At 34.4% G+C, this 21,099-nt stretch carries 16 protein-coding genes and 5 tRNA genes; 5 read left to right on the top strand and 16 right to left on the bottom strand.

The window, feature by feature from the left end; all coding sequences use genetic code 11:
- Positions 1-172: 172 nt before the first annotated feature.
- From CW752_RS05960 to CW752_RS05940, 5 genes are all read right to left on the bottom strand, one after another.
- Positions 173-256, bottom strand: a tRNA-Leu gene (locus CW752_RS05960).
- A gap of 81 nt (positions 257-337) precedes the next feature.
- Positions 338-419: transfer RNA gene (locus tag CW752_RS05955), tRNA-Leu, on the bottom strand.
- 122 nt (positions 420-541) lie between these two features.
- Positions 542-625 (bottom strand) — tRNA-Leu (locus CW752_RS05950).
- Positions 626-631: 6 nt separating this feature from the next.
- Positions 632-707: transfer RNA gene (locus CW752_RS05945), tRNA-Gly, on the bottom strand.
- Positions 708-711: 4 nt separating this feature from the next.
- Positions 712-793: transfer RNA gene (locus CW752_RS05940), tRNA-Leu, on the bottom strand.
- Between the two features lie 178 nt (positions 794-971).
- On the opposite strand from CW752_RS05940, the gene CW752_RS05935 reads away from it, so the two are divergent.
- From CW752_RS05935 to CW752_RS05925, 3 genes are read left to right on the top strand one after another with little or no spacing between them, the layout of a single operon-like run.
- Entirely contained in the window at positions 972-1,349 is a 378-nt protein-coding gene (locus CW752_RS05935; RefSeq protein ID WP_101238833.1) for a DUF3127 domain-containing protein, read from the top strand.
- A 58-nt stretch (positions 1,350-1,407) separates the two neighbouring features.
- Positions 1,408-2,061, top strand: a complete 654-nt coding sequence (aat, locus tag CW752_RS05930) for a leucyl/phenylalanyl-tRNA--protein transferase (RefSeq protein ID WP_101238832.1) — start codon at positions 1,408-1,410, stop codon at positions 2,059-2,061.
- On the top strand, positions 2,048-2,926 hold the full coding sequence (locus tag CW752_RS05925) for a DMT family transporter (RefSeq protein ID WP_101238831.1): 879 nt from the start codon (positions 2,048-2,050) through the stop codon (positions 2,924-2,926). Before aat ends, CW752_RS05925 begins: the two co-directional genes overlap by 14 nt.
- 429 nt (positions 2,927-3,355) lie before the next feature.
- Here the strand turns inward: CW752_RS05925 and CW752_RS05920 are convergent, their stop codons facing one another.
- The 8 genes from CW752_RS05920 to CW752_RS05885 form a co-directional block, all read right to left on the bottom strand.
- Positions 3,356-4,735: a tetratricopeptide repeat protein gene (locus tag CW752_RS05920; RefSeq protein ID WP_101238830.1), complete on the bottom strand. Its 1,380-nt coding sequence runs from the start codon at positions 4,733-4,735 to the stop codon at positions 3,356-3,358.
- 210 nt (positions 4,736-4,945) lie between these two features.
- Entirely contained in the window at positions 4,946-5,917 is a 972-nt protein-coding gene (locus CW752_RS05915; protein ID WP_101238829.1) for a zinc-binding alcohol dehydrogenase family protein, read from the bottom strand.
- Positions 5,918-6,279: 362 nt separating this feature from the next.
- On the bottom strand, positions 6,280-6,903 hold the full coding sequence (locus CW752_RS05910; RefSeq protein ID WP_228401641.1) for a Crp/Fnr family transcriptional regulator: 624 nt from the start codon (positions 6,901-6,903) through the stop codon (positions 6,280-6,282).
- Between the two features lie 4 nt (positions 6,904-6,907).
- Positions 6,908-8,290, bottom strand: a complete 1,383-nt coding sequence (glmM, locus tag CW752_RS05905) for a phosphoglucosamine mutase (RefSeq protein ID WP_101238828.1) — start codon at positions 8,288-8,290, stop codon at positions 6,908-6,910.
- 62 nt (positions 8,291-8,352) lie between these two features.
- Positions 8,353-9,372: a DUF4421 family protein gene (locus tag CW752_RS05900; RefSeq protein ID WP_101238827.1), complete on the bottom strand. Its 1,020-nt coding sequence runs from the start codon at positions 9,370-9,372 to the stop codon at positions 8,353-8,355.
- A 218-nt stretch (positions 9,373-9,590) separates the two neighbouring features.
- Complete coding sequence (gene feoB, locus CW752_RS05895) at positions 9,591-11,624, bottom strand: ferrous iron transport protein B (protein WP_101238826.1); 2,034 nt, start codon at positions 11,622-11,624, stop codon at positions 9,591-9,593.
- Positions 11,624-11,878: a ferrous iron transport protein A gene (locus tag CW752_RS05890; protein WP_101238825.1), complete on the bottom strand. Its 255-nt coding sequence runs from the start codon at positions 11,876-11,878 to the stop codon at positions 11,624-11,626. The genes feoB and CW752_RS05890 overlap by 1 nt, the downstream gene beginning before the upstream one ends.
- A 140-nt stretch (positions 11,879-12,018) precedes the next feature.
- The gene (locus CW752_RS05885) at positions 12,019-12,933 is read right to left on the bottom strand and encodes a GLPGLI family protein (protein WP_101238853.1); all 915 of its coding nucleotides are present in this window, start codon (positions 12,931-12,933) and stop codon (positions 12,019-12,021) included.
- Positions 12,934-13,255: 322 nt separating this feature from the next.
- On the opposite strand from CW752_RS05885, the gene CW752_RS05880 reads away from it, so the two are divergent.
- Positions 13,256-13,753 carry a DinB family protein gene (locus CW752_RS05880; protein ID WP_101238824.1) on the top strand — a complete coding sequence of 166 codons (498 nt, stop codon included), beginning with the start codon at positions 13,256-13,258 and terminating at the stop codon, positions 13,751-13,753.
- A gap of 57 nt (positions 13,754-13,810) precedes the next feature.
- Here CW752_RS05880 and CW752_RS05875 read toward each other — a convergent pair whose 3' ends face one another.
- Positions 13,811-16,522, bottom strand: coding sequence for a carboxypeptidase-like regulatory domain-containing protein (locus tag CW752_RS05875; RefSeq protein ID WP_101238823.1), 2,712 nt, complete (start codon positions 16,520-16,522; stop codon positions 13,811-13,813).
- Between the two features lie 636 nt (positions 16,523-17,158).
- On the opposite strand from CW752_RS05875, the gene CW752_RS05870 reads away from it, so the two are divergent.
- The gene (locus CW752_RS05870; protein WP_101238822.1) at positions 17,159-18,040 is read left to right on the top strand and encodes a cupin-like domain-containing protein; all 882 of its coding nucleotides are present in this window, start codon (positions 17,159-17,161) and stop codon (positions 18,038-18,040) included.
- Positions 18,041-18,085: 45 nt separating this feature from the next.
- Here the strand turns inward: CW752_RS05870 and CW752_RS05865 are convergent, their stop codons facing one another.
- Positions 18,086-18,880 (bottom strand): T9SS-dependent choice-of-anchor J family protein, encoded by a 795-nt coding sequence (locus CW752_RS05865; RefSeq protein WP_101238821.1) that lies wholly within the window; start codon positions 18,878-18,880, stop codon positions 18,086-18,088.
- A gap of 128 nt (positions 18,881-19,008) precedes the next feature.
- Positions 19,009-20,733, bottom strand: coding sequence for a hypothetical protein (locus CW752_RS05860; RefSeq protein ID WP_101238820.1), 1,725 nt, complete (start codon positions 20,731-20,733; stop codon positions 19,009-19,011).
- Positions 20,734-21,099: the final 366 nt, after the last annotated feature.

The following is a 21,099-nucleotide window of genomic DNA, read 5'->3' as shown; positions in this document are numbered from 1 at the left end:
ATAAAATATTTGAATCATTTTTCTTTGCCATTAAAACTACCTGTTTTTTCAACAAAAAGTATAGATTTTATTCTAATTCCCAACTTTTGCGCTTGAGCACTTTTAATTTCGACAGCAGATTATTTCATGTAAAAACAAAAAACCCTCCGTAATGAAATTACAGAGGGTTTTGTACCCCAGACGGGACTTGAACCCGTACGTCCTTGCGGACACAGGATTTTAAGTCCTGCGTGTCTACCAGTTCCACCACCAGGGCATGGTGTGGAGCGAAAACAGGTTTTAAACCAATACTCAGTTTGGTAAGATATAGACTATCTGCTGAGCTATTTTCACTTCGTGCGGATGAAGGGACTCGAACCCCCACGCCTCACAGCACCAGATCCTAAGTCTGGCGTGGCTACCAATTACACCACATCCGCTAGTTATATTTATCTGTTTTCACAGATCTATTCGGTTCTCTTACAAATATAAGATTTTCTAATTAAAGAACTCCTTCTATAAAAAACAAAAAACCCTCCGTAACGAAATACAGAGGGCTTTGTACCCCAGACGGGACTTGAACCCGTACGTCCTTGCGGACACAGGATTTTAAGTCCTGCGTGTCTACCAGTTCCACCACCAGGGCATGGTGTGGAGCGAAAAACGGGATTCGAACCCGCGACCCCAACCTTGGCAAGGTTGTGCTCTACCAGCTGAGCTATTTTCGCATAGTGCGGATGAAGGGACTCGAACCCCCACGCCTCACGGCACCAGATCCTAAGTCTGGCGTGGCTACCAATTACACCACATCCGCTGGTTTTTTATATTGTAAGTTTTAAAGAGCTTGCTTCGTTTTTGTGAGTGCAAATATAGGACAATTTCCTTTACCACCAAACTTTTCCAGAAAAAAAATTAAATTTTCTACATTTTTTTTCGACGGCACCTAATATTACATTTCATTTTCTTACTTTTACATCGTTAATATTTACAATATGGAATTACAAGGAACGGTAAAGAAACTTTTTGAAACTCAAACTTTTGCAAGTGGATTTCAAAAAAGAGAATTGGTTATTTTAACTCAAGAACAGTATCCACAGCCGATAAACATAGAATTTTTGTCTGATAAAATTAGTTTATTAGATAACCTTAAGGAAGGAGAAAATGTGAAGATAGGCATCAACATCAGAGGTAGAGAATGGGTTTCTCCTCAAGGTGAGACCAAATACTTCAACTCTATTACCGGATGGAGAGTAGAGAAAGTATCTGATATGGGATCAGAACCTACCCAGGCAATGCCTCAGCAGTCTGCTTCTCCTGTTTCTAACGAGAACCCGTTTGCCGGAGACGACGACGACGACTTACCTTTCTAATTAAAGAATAAAGATCAAATACAAATCCTGCTTTACTAAGTGGGATTTTTTTTCTAAAATGGTCCGATTAGACGAAAACGAGATTTCATTTCCTGACCCCCAAGTATATGATGGTCATGACGGATTGATTGCCTTTGGAGGTGATCTGTCTGTAGAGCGTATCTGGTTTGCTTATCAGTTGGGTATCTTTCCTTGGTATAATCCGGGAGAAGAGATTCTTTGGTGGTGTCCGGACCCCAGATTTGTGTTAATCCCTTCTGAAATAAAAGTTTCAAAATCGATGAGAAAAATACTGAACAGAAATGTTTTTACTTTTTCAGAGAACAGAAATTTCAGGGAAGTGATCAGAAACTGTCAGCAATCCAACAGAAAAGGACAAAACGGCACCTGGCTTTCAGACGAGCTCATGGAATCTTTTATTCAGCTTCATGAATATGGATTAGCCAAAAGTATTGAGGTCTGGCAAAATGAAGAATTGGTAGGCGGTTTTTATGGATTACAAATCGGAAATGTTTTTTGTGGAGAAAGTATGTTTGCTAAAGTAAGCAATGCTTCCAAAGCCGGGTTTATTCATTTTGTTGAAAGCCACAAAAATGATATAGAGATTATTGACTGTCAATCTCATACCGAACATTTAGAGAGCCTTGGTGCTAAAATGATTCCTAAAAAAGAGTTTCTAAACATCTTACACGAAAATAATGAACGCAGATAAAGAAAAATGGATTTTACTGATTACCCTGAGTATTATCTGGGGATCATCATTTATTCTCATCAAAAAGTCACTGGAACATTTTAATCCGTTTCAGGTAGGTTCTTTGCGGGTTCTTATAGCCGGAATTATTTTGCTTCCTATTGCTATCTCAAATCGCAAACTTTTTCCGAAAAAGCATCTAAAATGGCTTATTTTGGCTGCGTTTACAGGAAATTTTATCCCAATGTTTCTATTTCCGATTGCTGAAACCGAGGTAAGCAGTAGCATTGCGGGGATTATCAATTCTATGATGCCTATTTTTGTAATTATTGTAGGCGCATTGGTCTGGAAGTTTGAAACCACAAAAAAACAAATTATAGGGACTTTAATAAGTTTCACAGGAGTTTGCATTCTCGCTTTTGGTGGAGGAGATAACAATGAGTTTAAAATGATCCCGATTCTATTATTATTACTGGCTACGTTGTGCTATGCCATGAGCACGACAACGGTAAAGTCAAAATTAATGGAAGTTTCTTCTGTTGTATTATCTTCATTCATCTTCTCATTTGTATTATTTTTTCCATCTATTATTGCCTTAGCCAGTACAGGCTTCTTTTCTGAATTTACTTTTTCAAAAGATACCATGCTTGGTTTATTATTTGTGAGTTTATTGTCTGTTTTCGGAACCGGTTTAGCCATGACCATGAATTATCGACTGTTAAAAGTATCGAGTCCTCTTTTTGCATCGACTGTAACTTTAATTATGCCGATTGTAGCCATTATTTGGGGAATTATAGACGGTGAGAAGCTTACTTATATGCAGTTTATAGGGGCAGGTATTATTATTGGAGGACTCATCTTTTTAAGGTCTAATCCGAAAAAATAAACAGACTTTATAAACTTGGGAATAGTCTCAAAAGTTGGAGACTTGGTAAAAAATTAGTTAATCTGAAGAAAAAAAAGAATGATCTTTTTACTCCTCTAAGCTTTATACTGAAATTTTATTTCAATGCAAAGACAAGATTCAATTCATTATTGATAAGGGAGCTAAGAAAGCGACAAAAGTCGCTGATGAGCGATGTAGATATGCGCACGTTTAGAAAGAATCAATACAATTGATTCAGCCTTTTCTTCCTAAAATATAACACCGGATAATAGAAATCCTTTGTGTTAAACTTTAAAATTAAACAGATCTGAATACTTTAAGCACCCCAAGGTTCGCACCTGATCCTAAACTTGTCTGCTGTAATAATTTAAGAATATAAATCAAAAAAAATCCTGCATTTCTGCAGGATTCAATTATTTAATGTAAAAATTAATTTTTCTTCTTCACTTTAGCCTTAACCTTTTTTACTTCATCTTTAATGAACGGATATTTTTTCTGCATATCTTTCACTAAAGAAGGATCAAGGTCCAACGCTTTTTGAAGGGATTCAATTCCTTTGTCTTGTTCTTTCAGATTGAAAAAACAATTGCTTAACTGGTAATATAGCTCAGCTCTGTGGTGATGCTTAACCGCTTTTTCCAAAACCGTTATCGCCTCTTCATATTCTCCTACAAGCATCAATACTTCTGAATACGCATACCAGTTGTAAAATCTTGACGGTTCGGCAACCACTAATTTTTTGAGACAAGAAAGACTTTCTTCAAACTTTCCTGAATCAATGAACAAAAATGCCAATCTTTTTTGATATTCAAGGTTATTTTCATTCAGTTGAGTGGCTTCTTTAGCATAATGTAATGCTTCGGACATTCCACCCATCTCTTCGTATAAATACGACTGCTCCATCATCGCCAGATAAAACTGCGGGTCTTCTCTTAATGATTTCTGGAAGGAGTTCAATGCTAAAATAGGTTGCTTTAAAGCTTTATTACACAATCCAATTTTATAAAAAGTAAATGCCTTGGTGTATTCCAACTCAAGCATTTCTTCATAGGTATCAATTGCTTTCTGATATTGTCCTAAAGCTTCATAACAGGCTGCTTTATTAGCATATACTCCAACAGAGTTTGAATTGATTGCCAATAAGTAATCATATCCTTTTATTGCCTCTTCGTAATTCTTTCTGTTGAAGTAGAATTGTCCGTATTCAAACCAGGCAACCTCAGAATAGGAGAATTCATCCAAATATTCATTCAAAAAGGCGATAGCCTCTTCACTTTTATTCAAATCACTGAAACAAACCATACAATTTTCCAGCGCATATTCATCAGAAGGGTCTTCCTTCAATGCTTTTCTATAATGTTTAAGGGCATTAAAGGGGTCTCCAAGATTCACATATTCGTCTGCAATAAAATTGTGAAGGAAGTTTTCTTCTTCCCCCAATTCAAGTGCTTTTTTACAAATTTCAATGGATTTTCTGGGATTTCCCAGGTTTGAATAATATTTGGCGTAGCAAACCATGAAGTCTGTATTTTCCATAGAAGAACCTTTCAGCTCATTGATCAATTCTTTCGCCGTGTTATATTCTTCCCATTCCAAAAGAATTTCAAGTTTTTTAATCTTGATATCTAAGGAATTCGGGTGAAGCTTCAATCCATAATTAACAGCCATGTCAGCGTAATTAAAGTCACCAAGCTCCAAATAATAAACAATAATATCTTCCAACTCTTCGGTATCGAAGTAGAATTCATCATTATTTTCCATCATTTCTTCGAACTTTTTCACAAGTTCATTTCCAAAATACTCTTCCAATAGTGTCCTCTTTGTCGGCCAGATGTCTGAAATTCCTTACAGACCTCGGCAAACATTATTAATTAATAATAACTTCTGAAACTGATATTCAAATGTTTATGCAAAGTTGCAACTTTTTTTTGAATTTTCCATTTCATAAATTTCTATTATAAAAATAGTAAAAAAAGAAAACAGATAAAAGGATTGTGGATAAAAAATCAAATATTTAGCTTAGAGTCTTATTACCAGCCTTTTACCATTAGGGATTTCAGCGTTCCAAACCGATTCAATGTTAATGAGATCGACATCCTCTGTATCAATGATAAGTTTTCCTTCGGCTGCTGCCTTGAACATTTGAGGGATAATTTCAGAAAACAAGAGCTTTGATTCGTTTTTTGTCCAGCTACCCAACCCGGAACCGGAAATTTGAATATCTGTACCTCTAAGAATTTGTGAAGACAATTGAATGGTATCCCCACTCATTCCTCCTACAGATACAAGTTTTGTTTTATGAGAAAAGTTTCCGTCACCTTTAAGAGCTTCCAAAATCATTTCTACAGAATGCCCCCAAATATAGTCCAGAATAATATCAATAGGCGTTTCAATATGAATATCTTTAATTTTTTTCTTAAAAATATCATCATTTTCCTGTAAAAAAATCAACTCATCAGCCCCTAATTCCGATAAAGATTGTAGAGATTGCTCATTTCTTCCTGTCACAATAATTTTTTTGGCACCATATAATCTTGCTATCTGAACAGCCACTCTTCCTGTAATTCCTGTTGCTCCATTGATTAAAACGATATCTCCTGGCTGTATGCCCGCTTTAAACTTAAGCCCCATTGCTGATCCCATTACCGCGTTTGGCAATGCTGCGGCTATAGAAAAATCAAGATTTTCAGGAACTTCTACCATACATTGTTTATCTGCAACCACTTTTTCAGCAACAGTTCCGTTTTTACTGAAAAAATATACTTTAGTTCCGTTTTCTAAAAATCCCACTCCATCGGACCCGATAATGGTAGGTTGATGAGTTTTATTCTCCATAGAATAATGTTTCCCGCTTGCCCTAGCTTTATCAAGGTTTTTAATTGAGGCTGCCTTTACAAAGACTAATGCTTCGTTTTCCTGCATAGTAGTGGGTTCCGGAAAGTCTGCATACTGCGGACTGTTTCCTTTTTCAAATACAACTGCTGCTTTCATTGTTTTATATTTTTAAGCAAAGTTATGGGAGGAGATCGTGTTGAAGCGATAACATTTGTTATCAGTTGGTGAAAAAAGAAAGGAAGATGGAAGCTATTGAAGTCTATAATAACAAATGATAGATTTTAAGGCACAAGGGTCGCTAAGTGCTTTAATGATTATGCTTTATTTTTCGAACGCTAGGGCACTTTGTTCAGCTAAGAATGTAATCGTAGCAGAGTGAAATGCCTTTGCGGATAACTTATAACCATCGTTTTTAAACTCTCTGCACACATTGCGTTAAAAATTCAATCAATTTCCTCTGCTCTACATTGCCCGAGAGAAGCCGCGAGAAGCATCCGCATCCATCATTATCTTCCTGCCTACAAGTTCTTTTCTTTCAGTATCTTAGTCTTTATTCTACTGAGATGTACGGTTGTAATTCCTAAATAGGAAGCAATATAGTGCTGCGAAACTCTTTTGATAATTTCAGGCTTTTGTTGTGCAAGATTGATATAACGCTGCTGTGGGGTGTCTTTAATAAATGAAAAGAAATGCTTCATATAATCAAAAACCCTCTCAAAAAGGGCATCCATAAACAAAGTTCTAAGCTCCGGATTTTCATAGATCTCTTCAAGAAAAGCATCCACATCCGGTTTTTTGATTTTATATAAAATACAAGGTTCAATCGTTTCAAAAGATACCATACTTGGCAACCCTTTTTTAAAACTCTCAAGGGATGAAAACATTGTATTTTCCATAAAAAACTGAAAAGTAACATCTTTACCATCATTGTTATACCATGCCCTTACGATACCTTTTTCAAGATAAAAAGCATTGTTGGAAACTTCATTTTCTTTTAAAAGCAAGGTTTTGGCAGGCACTTCCATACGTTCGAAACTGCTTAAAAATTTCCGCCATTCTCCTTTCGGAAAAGGAAACCTGTTTTTGATATGCTCAAACATAATGGTATAAAAAAAGAACGGAGCGATGTCCGTTCTTATCATGTATTTAAATTAAACTTTTGATTTTGGCAATGATATCATCTCCTAATTTATCCGCTTCCTCCTGAGATTTAGCTTCTGTATAAATTCTGATGATAGGTTCAGTATTTGATTTTCTAAGGTGAACCCAGTTGTTTTCGAAGTCTATTTTAACACCGTCTACGGTAGAAACTTCTTCATTTTGATATTCTTGTTCCATTTTGCTTAAAATATCATCTACATTGATCTCCGGAGTCAATTCTATTTTCTTTTTCCCCATGAAATAGCTTGGATATCCTGCTCTTAATTCTGAAACGGTTTTATTTTCTTTTGCTAAATGCGTTAGAAATAATGCTACTCCCACTAAAGAGTCTCTTCCGTAGTGTAGGTCAGGATAAATAATGCCTCCGTTTCCTTCTCCTCCGATTACCGCATTTTTTTCCTTCATCAAAGTAACTACATTTACTTCTCCTACTGCACTTGCAAAATATTCTGAATTGTGAGAATGTGCTACATCTCTCAAAGCACGGCTTGAAGAAAGGTTTGAAATCGCTACTCCGTTTTTATGTTTCAACAGATAATCTGCAACGGCAACTAAGGTATATTCTTCTCCAAACATTTCTCCTTTTTCATCAATTAAGGCTAATCTGTCAACATCCGGGTCTACAACAACACCCAGATCTGCATTTTCCTTTTTAACCAATTCACAAATATCTCCCAAATGCTCCTTCAAAGGTTCCGGGTTGTGTGGAAAATGTCCAGTTGGCTCACAATATAGTTTGATGGTCTCGCAGCCTAATTTATCCAATAACATAGGAATTGCAATACCTCCTGTAGAATTTACTGCATCCAATACTAATTTGAATTTTTTAGCTTTAATCGCCTCAACATCTACCATTGGTAAATCAAGGATTTGCTGAATATGAATATCAAAAGCATCATCTCTTGTTTCATATTTTCCAAGGTTATCTACTTCTGCATAATTGAAGTCCTCACTTTCTGCCAAAGCCAGTACATCTGCACCGTTTTCACCACTGATGAATTCTCCTTTTTCATTTAACAGTTTTAATGCATTCCATTGTTTTGGATTATGAGAAGCTGTCAGGATAATACCTCCGTCTGCATGTAATTCAGGTACCATTACTTCTACTGTAGGGGTTGTAGATAACCCTAAATCAACTACATTGATTCCTAATCCTTGTAGTGTAGCGGTGACCAAAGAAGAAACCATCTGACCAGAAATTCTGGCATCTCTTCCGATAACGAGTGTCAGGTCCTTTTTATTTTTATTATTTTGAAGCCAGGTTCCGAACGCAGAGGCAAATTTTACCACATCAAGCGGAGTTAAATTATCATTTACTTTTCCGCCTATCGTTCCACGGATTCCCGAAATAGATTTTATTAGCGACATTATGTTTTATTTATAAGTTCTTTCTAAATTTTCTACGCAAATATACTTAAAAGACCTTTACCTTATAAGATAGGAATCTTTTTTTGAATTTGATCATATGTTCTTTGCACTACTTTGGGAGGAGAAAACCGATAGCCTATATAGAGCAGACCATACATATTATTGTTTTCCACAGTCTGATTTTTTCGCTGATCATAGGCGTAAGCACTAAAATTCATCTTTCCGCCAAATAAAAACCGGTCTGTATTATAGCCTACATGAAGACCTCCTTCCATTCTTATGGTGAAATACTGTGCACTTTCTTTACTATTTCCTTTTGTGTTGTCTCTGTAACTGGAAAAATTTCCTCCGAGCCCTAGTGCCAGATAAGGAGCGATATTTACTTTTTTACCTATTACCCAATTATAGAAATATCCCATATTGGCTCCAATTTTATATTGAAACTCCTTACTTTTCTGTTCGTTTATGATATTGGAAAAAATACTAAGGTCATAGTCTAAGAATGGAACCCAGCTCCCACTGCTTTTCCTTTGCCATTCTCCCTGGGTATAGATACTTCTTGGTGAAAAATTTTTGTTAAGTACATAAGAGGTGGAACCTCCGAAGCTCTGAACTCTCAGGTTAGGAAATTGAATATGAGGATCTTTTCCCTCCTGCCATCCGGGAACAAAATCCTGCATATTTTCAAGGTAGAATCCCTTTACATTTTTGTAATAAAGGGTCTGAATAAATCTTTTAGGAAAAAATCTAAAACTTAAATCCGTATAGGAACTGTTTCCTTTCAGATCATTATCTTGATTATCCGGAAAAAAATGGGGTGCAAATGACAGCGTTGCACTGATGATTCTGTAATCAACAGACAACGCTATTTTTGTTTTATTATTAATAGAAAATATCTGCTGATTTTCGCTCTTATTTTCCCCTTCGGAAAAAATATAGCTTTCAATATTGGTATCAAGGTTGGCGCGAATCATCACTTGATCCGCATAGGACTTAATATTGGCAGTATCGCTATCAATTTGTGCTTTACCATGAATGGCAAATAAAAAACACAAAATAAATACTGCTTTTAAAAGATTCAAAATGGATATTTTAAATTAAAAAAATGAATTTACTACATTTTTTTAATTTATCCCTTGAAACTTATGTTAAGAACAGCCACAATCTTTATCACAACTGCTCCTTTTGGAACTGAATTTTTTAGGTGCAAAATTCTTTCTAAGTACTTTGAATAAAGAGTAGCACGCAAATGCTACAATTAATGCCATCAGTACATATTGAAAAATTAATGAAGCGTCCATTATTTTAAAATTTGATATACTATCATCGACACAAAATATGCCAAACCTGTCATCATTACCACCTGAAAACCGGTCCATTTCCAGCTTTTGGTTTCTCTGTATACTGCAGCAAGTGTTGCCACGCACTGCATTGCGAATGCATAGAATAAAAGAATTGAGATTCCCGTCGCAAAACTGAAGACTTTTTCTCCGTTTGGTTTTACGTCTTGTCTCATTTTATCAATTACTTTTACTTCCGGTGCATCGTCATCCAAACTATATAAAGTAGACATCGTTCCTACAAAAACTTCTCTTGCCACGAAGCTTGTAAGAATCCCTACTCCCATTTTCCAATCGTATCCTAAAGGAGCAATAACAGGTTCTATTCCTTTTCCCATTTTGGCAAGGTAGGAATGATCTAACTCTACATTCGTTGCCACGAATTCATCTTGTTTTTGTTTTGGTCCGAAATAGCTTAAAAACCAGATAATAATACTGACAATAAATATAATTTTTCCGGCACCGGTAACAAAGTCCCAGACTTTTGCCAATACCATTTTAAAGTCATATCCAAAAAGAGGTTTTTTATAGCTTGGCAAATCCATTACCAGATAGGTCTTCCCTTTATTTTTAATAAATCTTTTCAAAACTGCTGCAGAAAATAGAGCGACCATAAATCCTAGCAGATACATTCCCATCAATACCAGTGCTCTGTATTTAATTCCAAGGAAAGAGCCATCGGAAATAATCAGTCCGATAATGATACTGTATACAGGAAGTCTTGCAGAACAGGTCATAAAAGGAGTTACCAGAATTGTTAACAACCTTTCTTTTACATTTTCAATATTTCTGGTAGATATTACAGCAGGAATAGCACATGCAGTCCCTGAAACCAATGGTACAATACTTTTTCCGTTTAATCCAAAAGGGCGTAATAATCTATCCATCAGGAATACAACTCTTGCCATATATCCTGAGTCTTCCAGTAGATAAAGGAAATAAAGCAGGATCCCGATTTGTGGAGCAAAGGACACAATACTTCCCACCCCCGGTATAATTCCTTTTGAAATTAAAGAATTAATGGGTCCTTCGGGTAAATGTTCTGAAGTAATAGCAGACATCCATGTAAAGAAATCTTCAATCCATCCTTTCGGAAATTCTGCAATAAAATATACACTTTGGAAAATGATCAACAAAATAATCAGGAAAATCACATATCCCCAAAACTTATGGACCAAAACTTTGTCCAGTTTTTCGGTGAGTAGCTCTTTGAATTGTGGTTTTTTAGAAATTATGTTTTCTAAAATCTTGTCGACATTTTGATATCTTCTAACGGTTTCCTGAACCTGTAATCTTTTAGGAACCAAGCTTTTAGATTCAGGCTCATTCATCTGTTTTGCAACAGATCCTATGGCTCCCAAATCAGTTCCTAATGAAAGGCTCATCCAGGCTTTATATTCATTATCCAGACCATTATGTGATGCTAGTTTCTGAATGAAATCTTTATGTTCATTAGGTGTTTCAAAAGAGATTTTTTCTGTTTTAACAAACTCGTTGTTGTAAACGGCTTCTCTGATTTCATCGATTCCAATCTGCTCCTTAGCATTGGTTTGGATGATTTTAATACCTAAAGCCTCTGAGAACTGTTGAATATCTATTGTGATACCTCTTCTTTCCGCCTGGTCAATCTGATTGACAATCAAGATCATTGGAACCCCCAGATCCTGAATCTGCTGAAATAAAAGAAGACCTCTTTTTAAACTTAATGCTTCAAGAATATAAACAACTCCTGCATAGTTTTCCTGCTCATCAAGAAGGTATTTTGAAAAAATAGCTTCATCTTCGGAACTCGGATAGACACTGTAGGACCCTGGAAGATCAACAACTTCAATTTCCTCATTCTTATATACATAATTCCCGGAATGACTTGCCACAGTAACCCCTGCGTAGTTTCCGGTTTTCTGCTTTTTGTTACAAAGCGTATTGAAAACCGTCGACTTACCTACATTAGGATTCCCTACTAAAAGTATCTGTTTTTTCTTGTTTGCCTGCATTAATTCAATTCTTCAACAATGATATAATTTCCTTCTTCCTCACGAAGAGCAATCCGGCTTTTTTCCGTCCCAAATTCCACATACATTGGCCCATTGAATGGCGCCTGATACAAAATCCTGAAAAAAGTCTCCGGAAGAAGCCCCATTTCAATGATTTTATTGGGCATTTTCAGATGGTCATTATCATATCCCAATATCTTTCCCATTTTGTTTTTAGGAAATCCACTTAATTTATGTAAACCTTTCTCTTTCAAAGCCTAATTTTTAGTGATGCAAATATACGCTATTTAAATTTAATCTAAATAACGTTTCGCCATAAAAGAAATCAACCCAAATACATTACTGTATCTGGGTTGACTTGAAATATAATTTAGTTGATATGAATGCTTATTTACTATTTCTTTATCTTTTCCACATTTCCTATACTTACTTTACCCTGAACAGACTCAATCGGGTTATCATTAGCATTAAAAAAATCTTTGACCATCTTTTCTTGTTTTTTGAGTGCATCTCCTACAGTTATATCTGATCCTGGCATTTTTGAATTCATCATTTCCGGTGTAACTCTTTGGCGAACTTCAGCCATTGGATCCTGTTTAAAGCTGGCATAGGCTTTTTCAAATTTTTCTTTTGTAGTAGGTGTTACGGTATGAGGAACCCCGTATTTGGCATTGACCTTATCTGAGTAAGACATTTCCTCATAATTGTTTATTTTTTTATTCCCACTCAGTTTCCACGAATAATTTTTCTCTGAATCTTCAATTTTTACAATCAATCCTGGAAGACCGTAGAATTTATAAGGACCATCTTGAAACGGGATATCTGTACTAAACCAAGCCGTCCATTTTCTTCCTCCGAATTCAGTCGTTGCTTTTTGCGTATTATATTCTCCAACTTTTTCTTTTTCAGGTGAAATGCTCCAATTAAATTTGATAGCATCATCATATCCAAATAAGTTCATACTTACTCTATCAATATATTGCTCCTTCATTTCCGGATAAGTCTTGATGATTTTATATGAAAATTTTGGCATTCTGATAAGTTTCGATACGTCTTTCCACGTTTTTGTTTTTTCCATTTCCTCAACTGCAATTTTAATAATTGAGTCCTGAGATGGAATTGTATAATCTTGATAGATCGATTTTTTGGGAGTAATATCTAAAATTGTAATGAGTTTATCCAATTTCGCAGAATCTTTTTTGGGCTTAAAAGTAAGCTCATAAAAGAAGCGGTTTGCTGTTTCTTTCGATTCCTGTGCCATGGCAAAGGTAAAAAGAGCTATAAAAAAAAGGGAGAATAGCTTTTTCATTGAATCAAGTTTTACCAATTAGTACACCTATGTTACATTTTGTTACAAGTTTTTTAAATTTTATTTTTGAAAATAAAGCTGGAAGCTTGAAGAAAGAGACTGGAAGTCACTATTGAACAAAATTTTTAGCAGTTAATTTGATTATGATTCCATCGATAAAGTGATTCCAATTGTTTTTCAAACAACAATAACTCCCTTCTTCCAGCCTCCAGCTTCCCTCCTTTAAAAACTGAGAATAATACCAGGACAAAAAATTATGATTCTGTTAAAACATTTTCAAGGGCAAAAGTCCTAACTTTAAGTTTCTTAAAAACAAAATATTATGGATACCTTATCTCAATTAAAATCCGAATTGGATGGAGAATTTCAAACCACAAAAAGGTTTATAGAATTATTTCCTGAGGGAAAAAATGAGTATGCTCCGCATGAAAAAAGCATGAAAATGATGCCTTTGGCCACTCATCTTGTCGAAGTTTTTGAATGGCCCAATACTATTCTGAATACATCCGAATTAGATTTTGCTTCCGGAGAATATCAACCTACCATTCTTTCTAACAGAGAAGACCTTATGAAAAAACTGGATGAAAGCTACCAGGCTGGAAAAAAGGCATTGGAAAACGCTTCAGAAGAACAACTCAATCCAAGCTGGACCATTAAAAATGACGGCCATGAATTAGCCAGCTGGAGTAAATACGGAGCCATCCGTCATGCATTGAATCAGATTACGCATCACAGAGCGCAATTAGGGGTTTATTACAGATTAAATAATATTCCTTTACCAGGAAGCTATGGTCCTTCTGCTGATCAACAAAGTTTTTAATACGAACAGAATAAATATTCAACAAAAAACCAATCCTGATGGGATTGGTTTTTTATTTTATTTAAAATTGAATTTTACTGTGAACATTACCTGGCTTGGACGAAGTTGAATTTTGGTATATGAATTATAGGTTGCATTAATATCATATGTTTCAAATACTTTTCTATTGGCAATATTCATCCATTTTATTTCAAAATCAACTTTCTTTTTAGCCCACGAAAACTGATACGAAATATCATAGAATGCATTATTATAGCTTTGGTTAATATTGCTGCTGTTTACCTGATCCCAATTAAAACCTATTGTATGGTTATCTATCGGATAAAAATATACTGCAAGGTTATGATTATATCCATTTCTTTTGCTTGTTCCATTAAGTGTTGAAAGTAAGCTTGTATTGGTTTGTTTTGTGGTAGAAATGCTTCCGTTATAATCAAGGCTCATCCAACTGAAGTAAGTGTTATTTAATTTAAATCCATAAGACTGTGCATTATTTTCACTTTCATAGCCTCCATCATTCTGATAAGCATCTGAACGTGACGTAGTATTATTATAGCTTACTGAAGCATTTGTCTTAAATTTTGGAAAATATTTTCCAACTTCCACACTGTACACGTTACTTACAGCGTGATTGTCTTGTTCTATATAGCTTCCGATTATAAATCCTTCATTATTTCTGGTAGGATTAGACATTAAGTTCTTTTTGCTATCACTAAAGCGATAATTAACATTAAAAAACAAATTATTAAGCGGATTTCTGTATTCAATTCTGGCTCCTGCAGATTTTGTATTATTTTGAGGAATAGGATTGCTAGGGCTCATAGCATTAATTCCGTTTGGAGACTGCATAAGGAATCCTGCATATGCTGTATTTACATCTCCAAAATTATTGTTGATATTTCCATTAGCTGAAGCTTTCCAGAATGAAGCAAATGAGTACTGTACAAAAATATTAGGTTCAAAAGTAACTTTATTTACTGATTTGGAAACATTTCTCAATGGATCATCAGCTTTAATATTATTCGAATTTACAGGAAGGTTTGCAAATAACATCCAGGATTCACTTTTATAATTTACCCCTAAACTTCCATAAGGTGTAGCTATAGAATATGTAAGATCATTATTATATTTATCTCCATATCCCAGATATTGTCCAGACTGAAGATTTGTCAGGGTAGAATTAAGAACTGTTCTTTTAAAATTAAATCCTACTTCAGGTGTAAATGTCCAACCTTTTACTGAAAATCCAATATTTGCGGAATGATTTGCTTCAAAAGTCTTTAATCTAAAATTTTGTCTTACAGTTTCTGCATTGATATCTGGGGTAAAGCCTGGAATCTCCAGATAAGAAGCTGGAGCTACATCCAATGTCTGCTTATCTGTCTGATAATTTATAAAAGACTTTACATTTACCATTTTTTCTTTCCAAGGAATAATTGTACTCAAAGAGTTTTGGAAAGATGTAGTTGGAGATTCTAAAGCTTCTTCTCCATGTCTGGTACTTGTTTGTGTAGAAGCAGTTACTCTGTCTGCAATTGCTCTGTCTGCATTCCAAAATTGAGAGAAACTGGTTGTGTTTTTAAAAAAACCTTTTTTAGCATTTTTAGTAAAAATCAACTCTCCTTTTGCCTTATTTGTATAGAAATTATTAAAAATATTTTGAGTCACTCTTGATGCAGCCTCGTTTGGAGTTGCAAAATAATCTGTTTGTCTATAGCTTTCTCTCTGTATTGTATTATTTGTGTAATTAGCACTTGCTTTTAGTTCCCATTCCTTTTTCTTATCAATATTTACAAGATAATTAGCTGATAAATAATGGACACTATTCATTAGGTATCTTTTTACAGGAAGATCGGGTGTACTAGCATTTTCTACATTTAACCAACTATTTTGTGCTGCGTTTATTCTTCTTCCTTCCCATCCGCTTCCAAAGGCAAGGATATTCCCTTCATTTTCCACCTGTTCACCCATATTATTGGTTTTATAATTAACAACCCACTGACTTTTCTGTCCGAAAAACATAGGAGTTAATTTTACATTCCAGAGCCATGGGTCTCCAAAACCTGTTCCCACTTCTCCTCTACCTGTCATGGTTACAGCGTTTTTAAGCTTAATATTGATAGCGGCCTGATCTGAAGGAACTTTGTCCTGAAGAATTTTTACAGGTTGATGATTTTCAAGGACTTCTACTTTTTGCACAGCATCTTTTGGAAGAGAATTGTTGATAGTACCATATCCTCCTTCCATAAGGTCTTTTCCATTGACATAGAATTTATTAATAGCATTTCCCTGATAGAGAATAGTACCGTCTTTATTAACTTCAATTCCCGGGATTTTTTTCATCACATCAGCCAGGGTTCTGTCATTTTTACTATTGAAAGCCTTGAGGTCGTACGAAATAGTATCCCCTCTGGCGGTAATCATTTTGGTTTTTAGTTGTACTTCCTTAATTTCTGTGGCTTCCGACTGCATTTTAAAGTTTTGAGTCTGGTCGCTGTTGCTGATCTGCTTCGTTAAAGGTTTTTGATTGAATGCTTTTACTTTAAGATCTACATTTGGTTCTGAAGAAGTAAAAGTTACTTTATATTCTCCTTTAGAATTGGTGATCCCATAGGCCAAAATAGCATCTTTCCCCGGTTCTTCCACGGTAACACTTGCACTTGGAATCGCCACTCCGTCATCATCTGTTATTTTTCCGGTAACTGTTTTTTGTGCAAAAGTAAGCACCGTAAAAAATAGCATCAGAAACAAGGAAATATTTCTTTTCATACTTATGATTTTCTTAATTAGTTATAAGTTTTTGCGTTTCGTTACACTTTTCATAAAAGATCAATTTTATTTGAAAAAGTTAAATCTCTCATCACTACAAACATCGTTATATTTTTTGAGGTTTATATGTAAAGGTTTGAATTTCAGAAAATTTTCTTTGAAACAGTTCACCCGAGATAATACTTAAAATCTATTTTCCCACTCATTAATCAAAGGGCTATCTGTGATTTATCTTTAAAAATAAAAAATTTCATTTTATTTTTATTTTGAAAATTTTCCTTTAACTGATTCAATTCTAATATTTGATTTTAAGATAATTCACTTATTTTCGAATTGAAAAATAGTAACCTCTCTGAAAATCTTTATTTTATCCGCTTTTTTAAAATTTTGATTGTCAAAAAAAAGGTTAACTTCGTCTCTAGAATGGATTTTTATTCATCTAATTTGTGTTTTTGCCCTGTAATTTTATTACAGGGTATTTTGTTTGTTTATAAAAAGAGAAATAGAGTGAAAGGCGATTTTATATATTTATTTAGTCTAAATAGTAGAAAATGATTTGAATCATAGACAAAAAAAAAATCAAACACGCGTTCATATATTTTTTATTTAATAATTTTGTAACATAAAATTTATAAAATGGGAATTATTTTAAAGCCTATAGATGTTGTAGATGATATTTCTAAAGAGGAATTCTATGAAAAGTATCTAAAGCCAAGAAGGCCCGTTGTCATCAAAAATATGGCAAAAAATTGGCCAGCTTACCAAAAATGGACGATGGACTACATGAAGGAAGTTGTAGGAGATGTGGAAGTTCCGTTGTATGATAGCTCGAAAGCCGATCCTTCTGCTCCCATCAATGCTTCTGCAGCCAAAATGAAGTTTGGAGATTACATAGATATGATTCAGAGAGAACCTACAGATCTTAGAATTTTCCTTTTTGATCCTATAAAGTATGCTCCAAAACTTTTAGAAGATTATATTTCTCCCAAAGAATTAATGGGAGGTTTCTTAGATAAATATCCAAATATGTTCTTTGGTGGAAAGGGATCTGTAACGTTCCTTCACTTTGATATTGATATGGCGCATATTTTCCATACTCATTTTAATGGAAGAAAGCATATTCTCCTTTTTGATTATAAATGGAGAGAAAGGTTATATCAAATTCCATATGCAACATATGCATTAGAAGATTATGATATTGAAAATCCTGATTTCACTAAATTTCCTGCGCTGGATGGTGTAGAAGGTATAGAATGCTTCCTTGAGCACGGTGATACTTTATTCATGCCAACGGGATGGTGGCATTGGATGAAATACCTGGACGGATCTTTTTCTATTTCTTTAAGAGCCTGGGATAAATCATGGGCTGTGAAGGCACATTCTTTATGGAACCTTACAGTACAGAGAAAATTTGATGATGTTATGAAGTCCAATTTCAAAAAGAAATATATGGACTGGAAGGAGAAAGTCGCAATAAAAAGAGCAGAACTAGCCTTGAAAAGAGGTTTACCAAGATAAATTAAAAAAGACGTTTCAAATTGAAACGTCTTTTTTTAATTCTATTTATTTCTTAATTATTTTATAATTTTTTTCCTTCTCACCTTCTTTAATTGAAAGAATATAATCTCCTGTTACCAGATCGCTTACATTAAGTCTCATATGGCTCGAATTTACACTTTCTTTTTTCTGTAATTTTCCGGTAATATCGAATATACTTATCTCAGATATTTTATTTTTGTTTTTGATATTTAAAATGTCTTGTACAGGATTAGGGTAAATGGCTGCCTTATCCAAATTTGTTTCTGATACATTCAGATTAGTATTTGCAGAAACCTCAAAATCATCTATTCCAATAAACCATTTATTACTTTTTGAGTGGAAGGCTATATAAACTGTTTGTCCAACATAGGGAGATAAATCATAAGTATAGCGAGTCCATACTGAGCTAGGAGGTGTGATCGACGCAGCAAGTGTATTGGTAAAAGCAGCAATCGTTGGGGTTGTTGTCGAAATCTTAACATCAAAGCTATCTAAATCTGAAAATCCTCTATTTTTAGCCCAGAAGGTCAGTTTATTAGAAGTTCCAGCTGTTATTGATATAGCTGGACTTATTGCATAATCATCATGTGGAACATCAAAGTCAGGATCAAAATATAACCCTAAAAAATGGGATCCTGAACGGGGACCATTAAAGATATTATCATAAGAGCTCCATGTTTTCCAGGTGTCAGGATCTCCTCCATTAATAATGGTCCAATCTGAAGGCAAAGTTGCCGAATCAAAGCCCTGAGCATATTGTGCGGAAAGGCTTAAAGGTAAAAGGCACAGCCCTACCCATAATTGATATATTTTTTTCATCCATTGAATTTTGCTGCTAATTTAATTAATTCTAACACTCAAAATTAAAAACGAAATAACATTAACGACAAAAAACAAAAATATTAATAATCAACTATCCATTATTATTTTTTTACTAAATAAATTAATCATAAAACCCTATAAACAGGATACTGTCTGAACGTTTTTTCTTCAAAATAAGGAGAATGTTTGTACATCCAATCCAACTGAGCCTCTCCATCTCCTGATAATTTTTGATCTGAGACCTTAGCAGCTTCAAAAGCATCTTTTAATTTTTTATCATTCTTGAGCAGTTCTGCGGCTGTATCTTCAAAAATATAAGCTGAATAATATTCTTTTTGAGCAAGGATACCATCAAAAAAGTTCCAATTAAAAAATGAGTCTAATGCTTCAGGCTCAAGAGTTTCTATGATATATTTTACGCCAGGCTGGTCTGTAGAAACCAAATAATCACCTGCAGAAAACTTAAGATTTTTATTTGTTGTATCTACTGTCGTTTCAAAATGTACATAATGTCCTTCATAAGGATTTTTAACTGTTTTAAAATCTTTGATTTTATAAGACTCTACAGCAATGGTACTGTCATTCTGTAGCGGCTTCATTTGAATTCTATTTCTTTTAAATTCTTCAAGAACCCGATATTGTGCCTGTGGAATAACATAATATTTAGGAATCGTAATATATCCGGTAGGAACAGCAGTTGTAAAGAGTTTTATGTTCTTTGTAAAAGGCTTGTTTCTATCATAATACAGCCTTGGCTTTCCTGAGATTTCACTAGGCTTATATTTTCCCTCATATCCTTTAAAATCCATTGTTGAAAACTTTGTTGAATCTATTTTCCAACGGATTCCATATTGTTTTCCTGCTTGATATTGTTTTAGATTTTCAATACGAAGCTGCTTTATTTTATGGTAATCTTTATCAAGATTTTGAAGATTTACCAACATGTATTTGTAAGTAGCATCTACTCTTTTATCATAAGGTTTCAGCATATGGGTTTCAGGGACTGTCCCTAAAGAGTTAAAAAGTGTGGTATATCCTGTAGAATATCTTGGAGAATCTTCAAAGGATGCAAAACCGACTTCCGGAACATCGCCATGAATATTGACGTAAGGAGTGCTTTCATATCCTAATTTCTTCATATCATCAAGGTTTTTAGCCTGATAATCATTATAAAAATAAGTACCCAGTACATTCCCTAACCGTTCTTTAAAGGTTGAAATATAAGTAAAGGTATATTGATAATCTGCACCATTGCTGACATGGTTATCAATAAATACATCCGGTTTCAGCCATTGATAGATCTCTTGAAAACTTCTCGCATTTTTAGAATCTGCTTTTATGAAATCTCGATTTAAATCATAGTTTCGGGCATTACCTCTGAAGCCATATTGCTCCGGACCATTCTGATTCGCTCTGGAATATGATCCTCTGTTCAACATTCCACTGATATTGTATGCAGAAATAGCTGCTATAATAAAATTTTGAGGTGTTTTGATTTTTTTTGTGGTCAAATCTCTCATCAGCATCATAGTAGCATCAATTCCGTCAGGTTCTCCGGGATGAATTCCATTGTTGACAAAAAGAATGGCTTTATCTTTTCTTAATTTTTCAATGTCTTTTTCAGGAAACGGGTTGTAAACTACAACATAAATGGGTTTACCATTATCATCTTCTCCCTTTTTAAGATATTGAATATTATTAAAATTTTTTGCCAAATCCTGATAATAGGCATTCATTTCATCATAAGTAACCGTTTGATTTCCATTGCCTTTTTCAAAAGGAGTCTGAAATGATTTTTGAGCAAAGAGCAAAGAAGAACTTAAAGTGAGTAACAGGTATTTCAGTTTCATTGTAGAGATATATTTCAGGAATAAAATTAGGCAATATGATTGGAGCGGAAAAGTAAAATAATAAAAAGACAAAGGGAAAGCCTATAAAGACTAAAACCTCATAGGTTTTGAAAACCTGTAAGGTTGGGATGGAGACAATTTGTTGTTCATCCTCATTCAATTAATGTAAACCTGACATAAATTTTTAAGCGCAAAGGTAGCAAGGGTGATAAAAGTCTTTCGGATATTTCCTGTCCGCAAAGGCATTTCATTCAGCAATGCAAGCGAATGATCTACTTTCCTAAGTGGTAACAAATATCATTCGTTTATTCAATAAAACCCTTGGATTTCATATTAATATATTGAAAGTAAATATTTTGTAATCGA

Origin of the sequence: Chryseobacterium sp. PMSZPI (assembly GCF_002835665.1) — a bacterium.
Taxonomy (GTDB): domain Bacteria; phylum Bacteroidota; class Bacteroidia; order Flavobacteriales; family Weeksellaceae; genus Chryseobacterium.
This window is presented reverse-complemented; position numbering and strand designations above follow the sequence as displayed.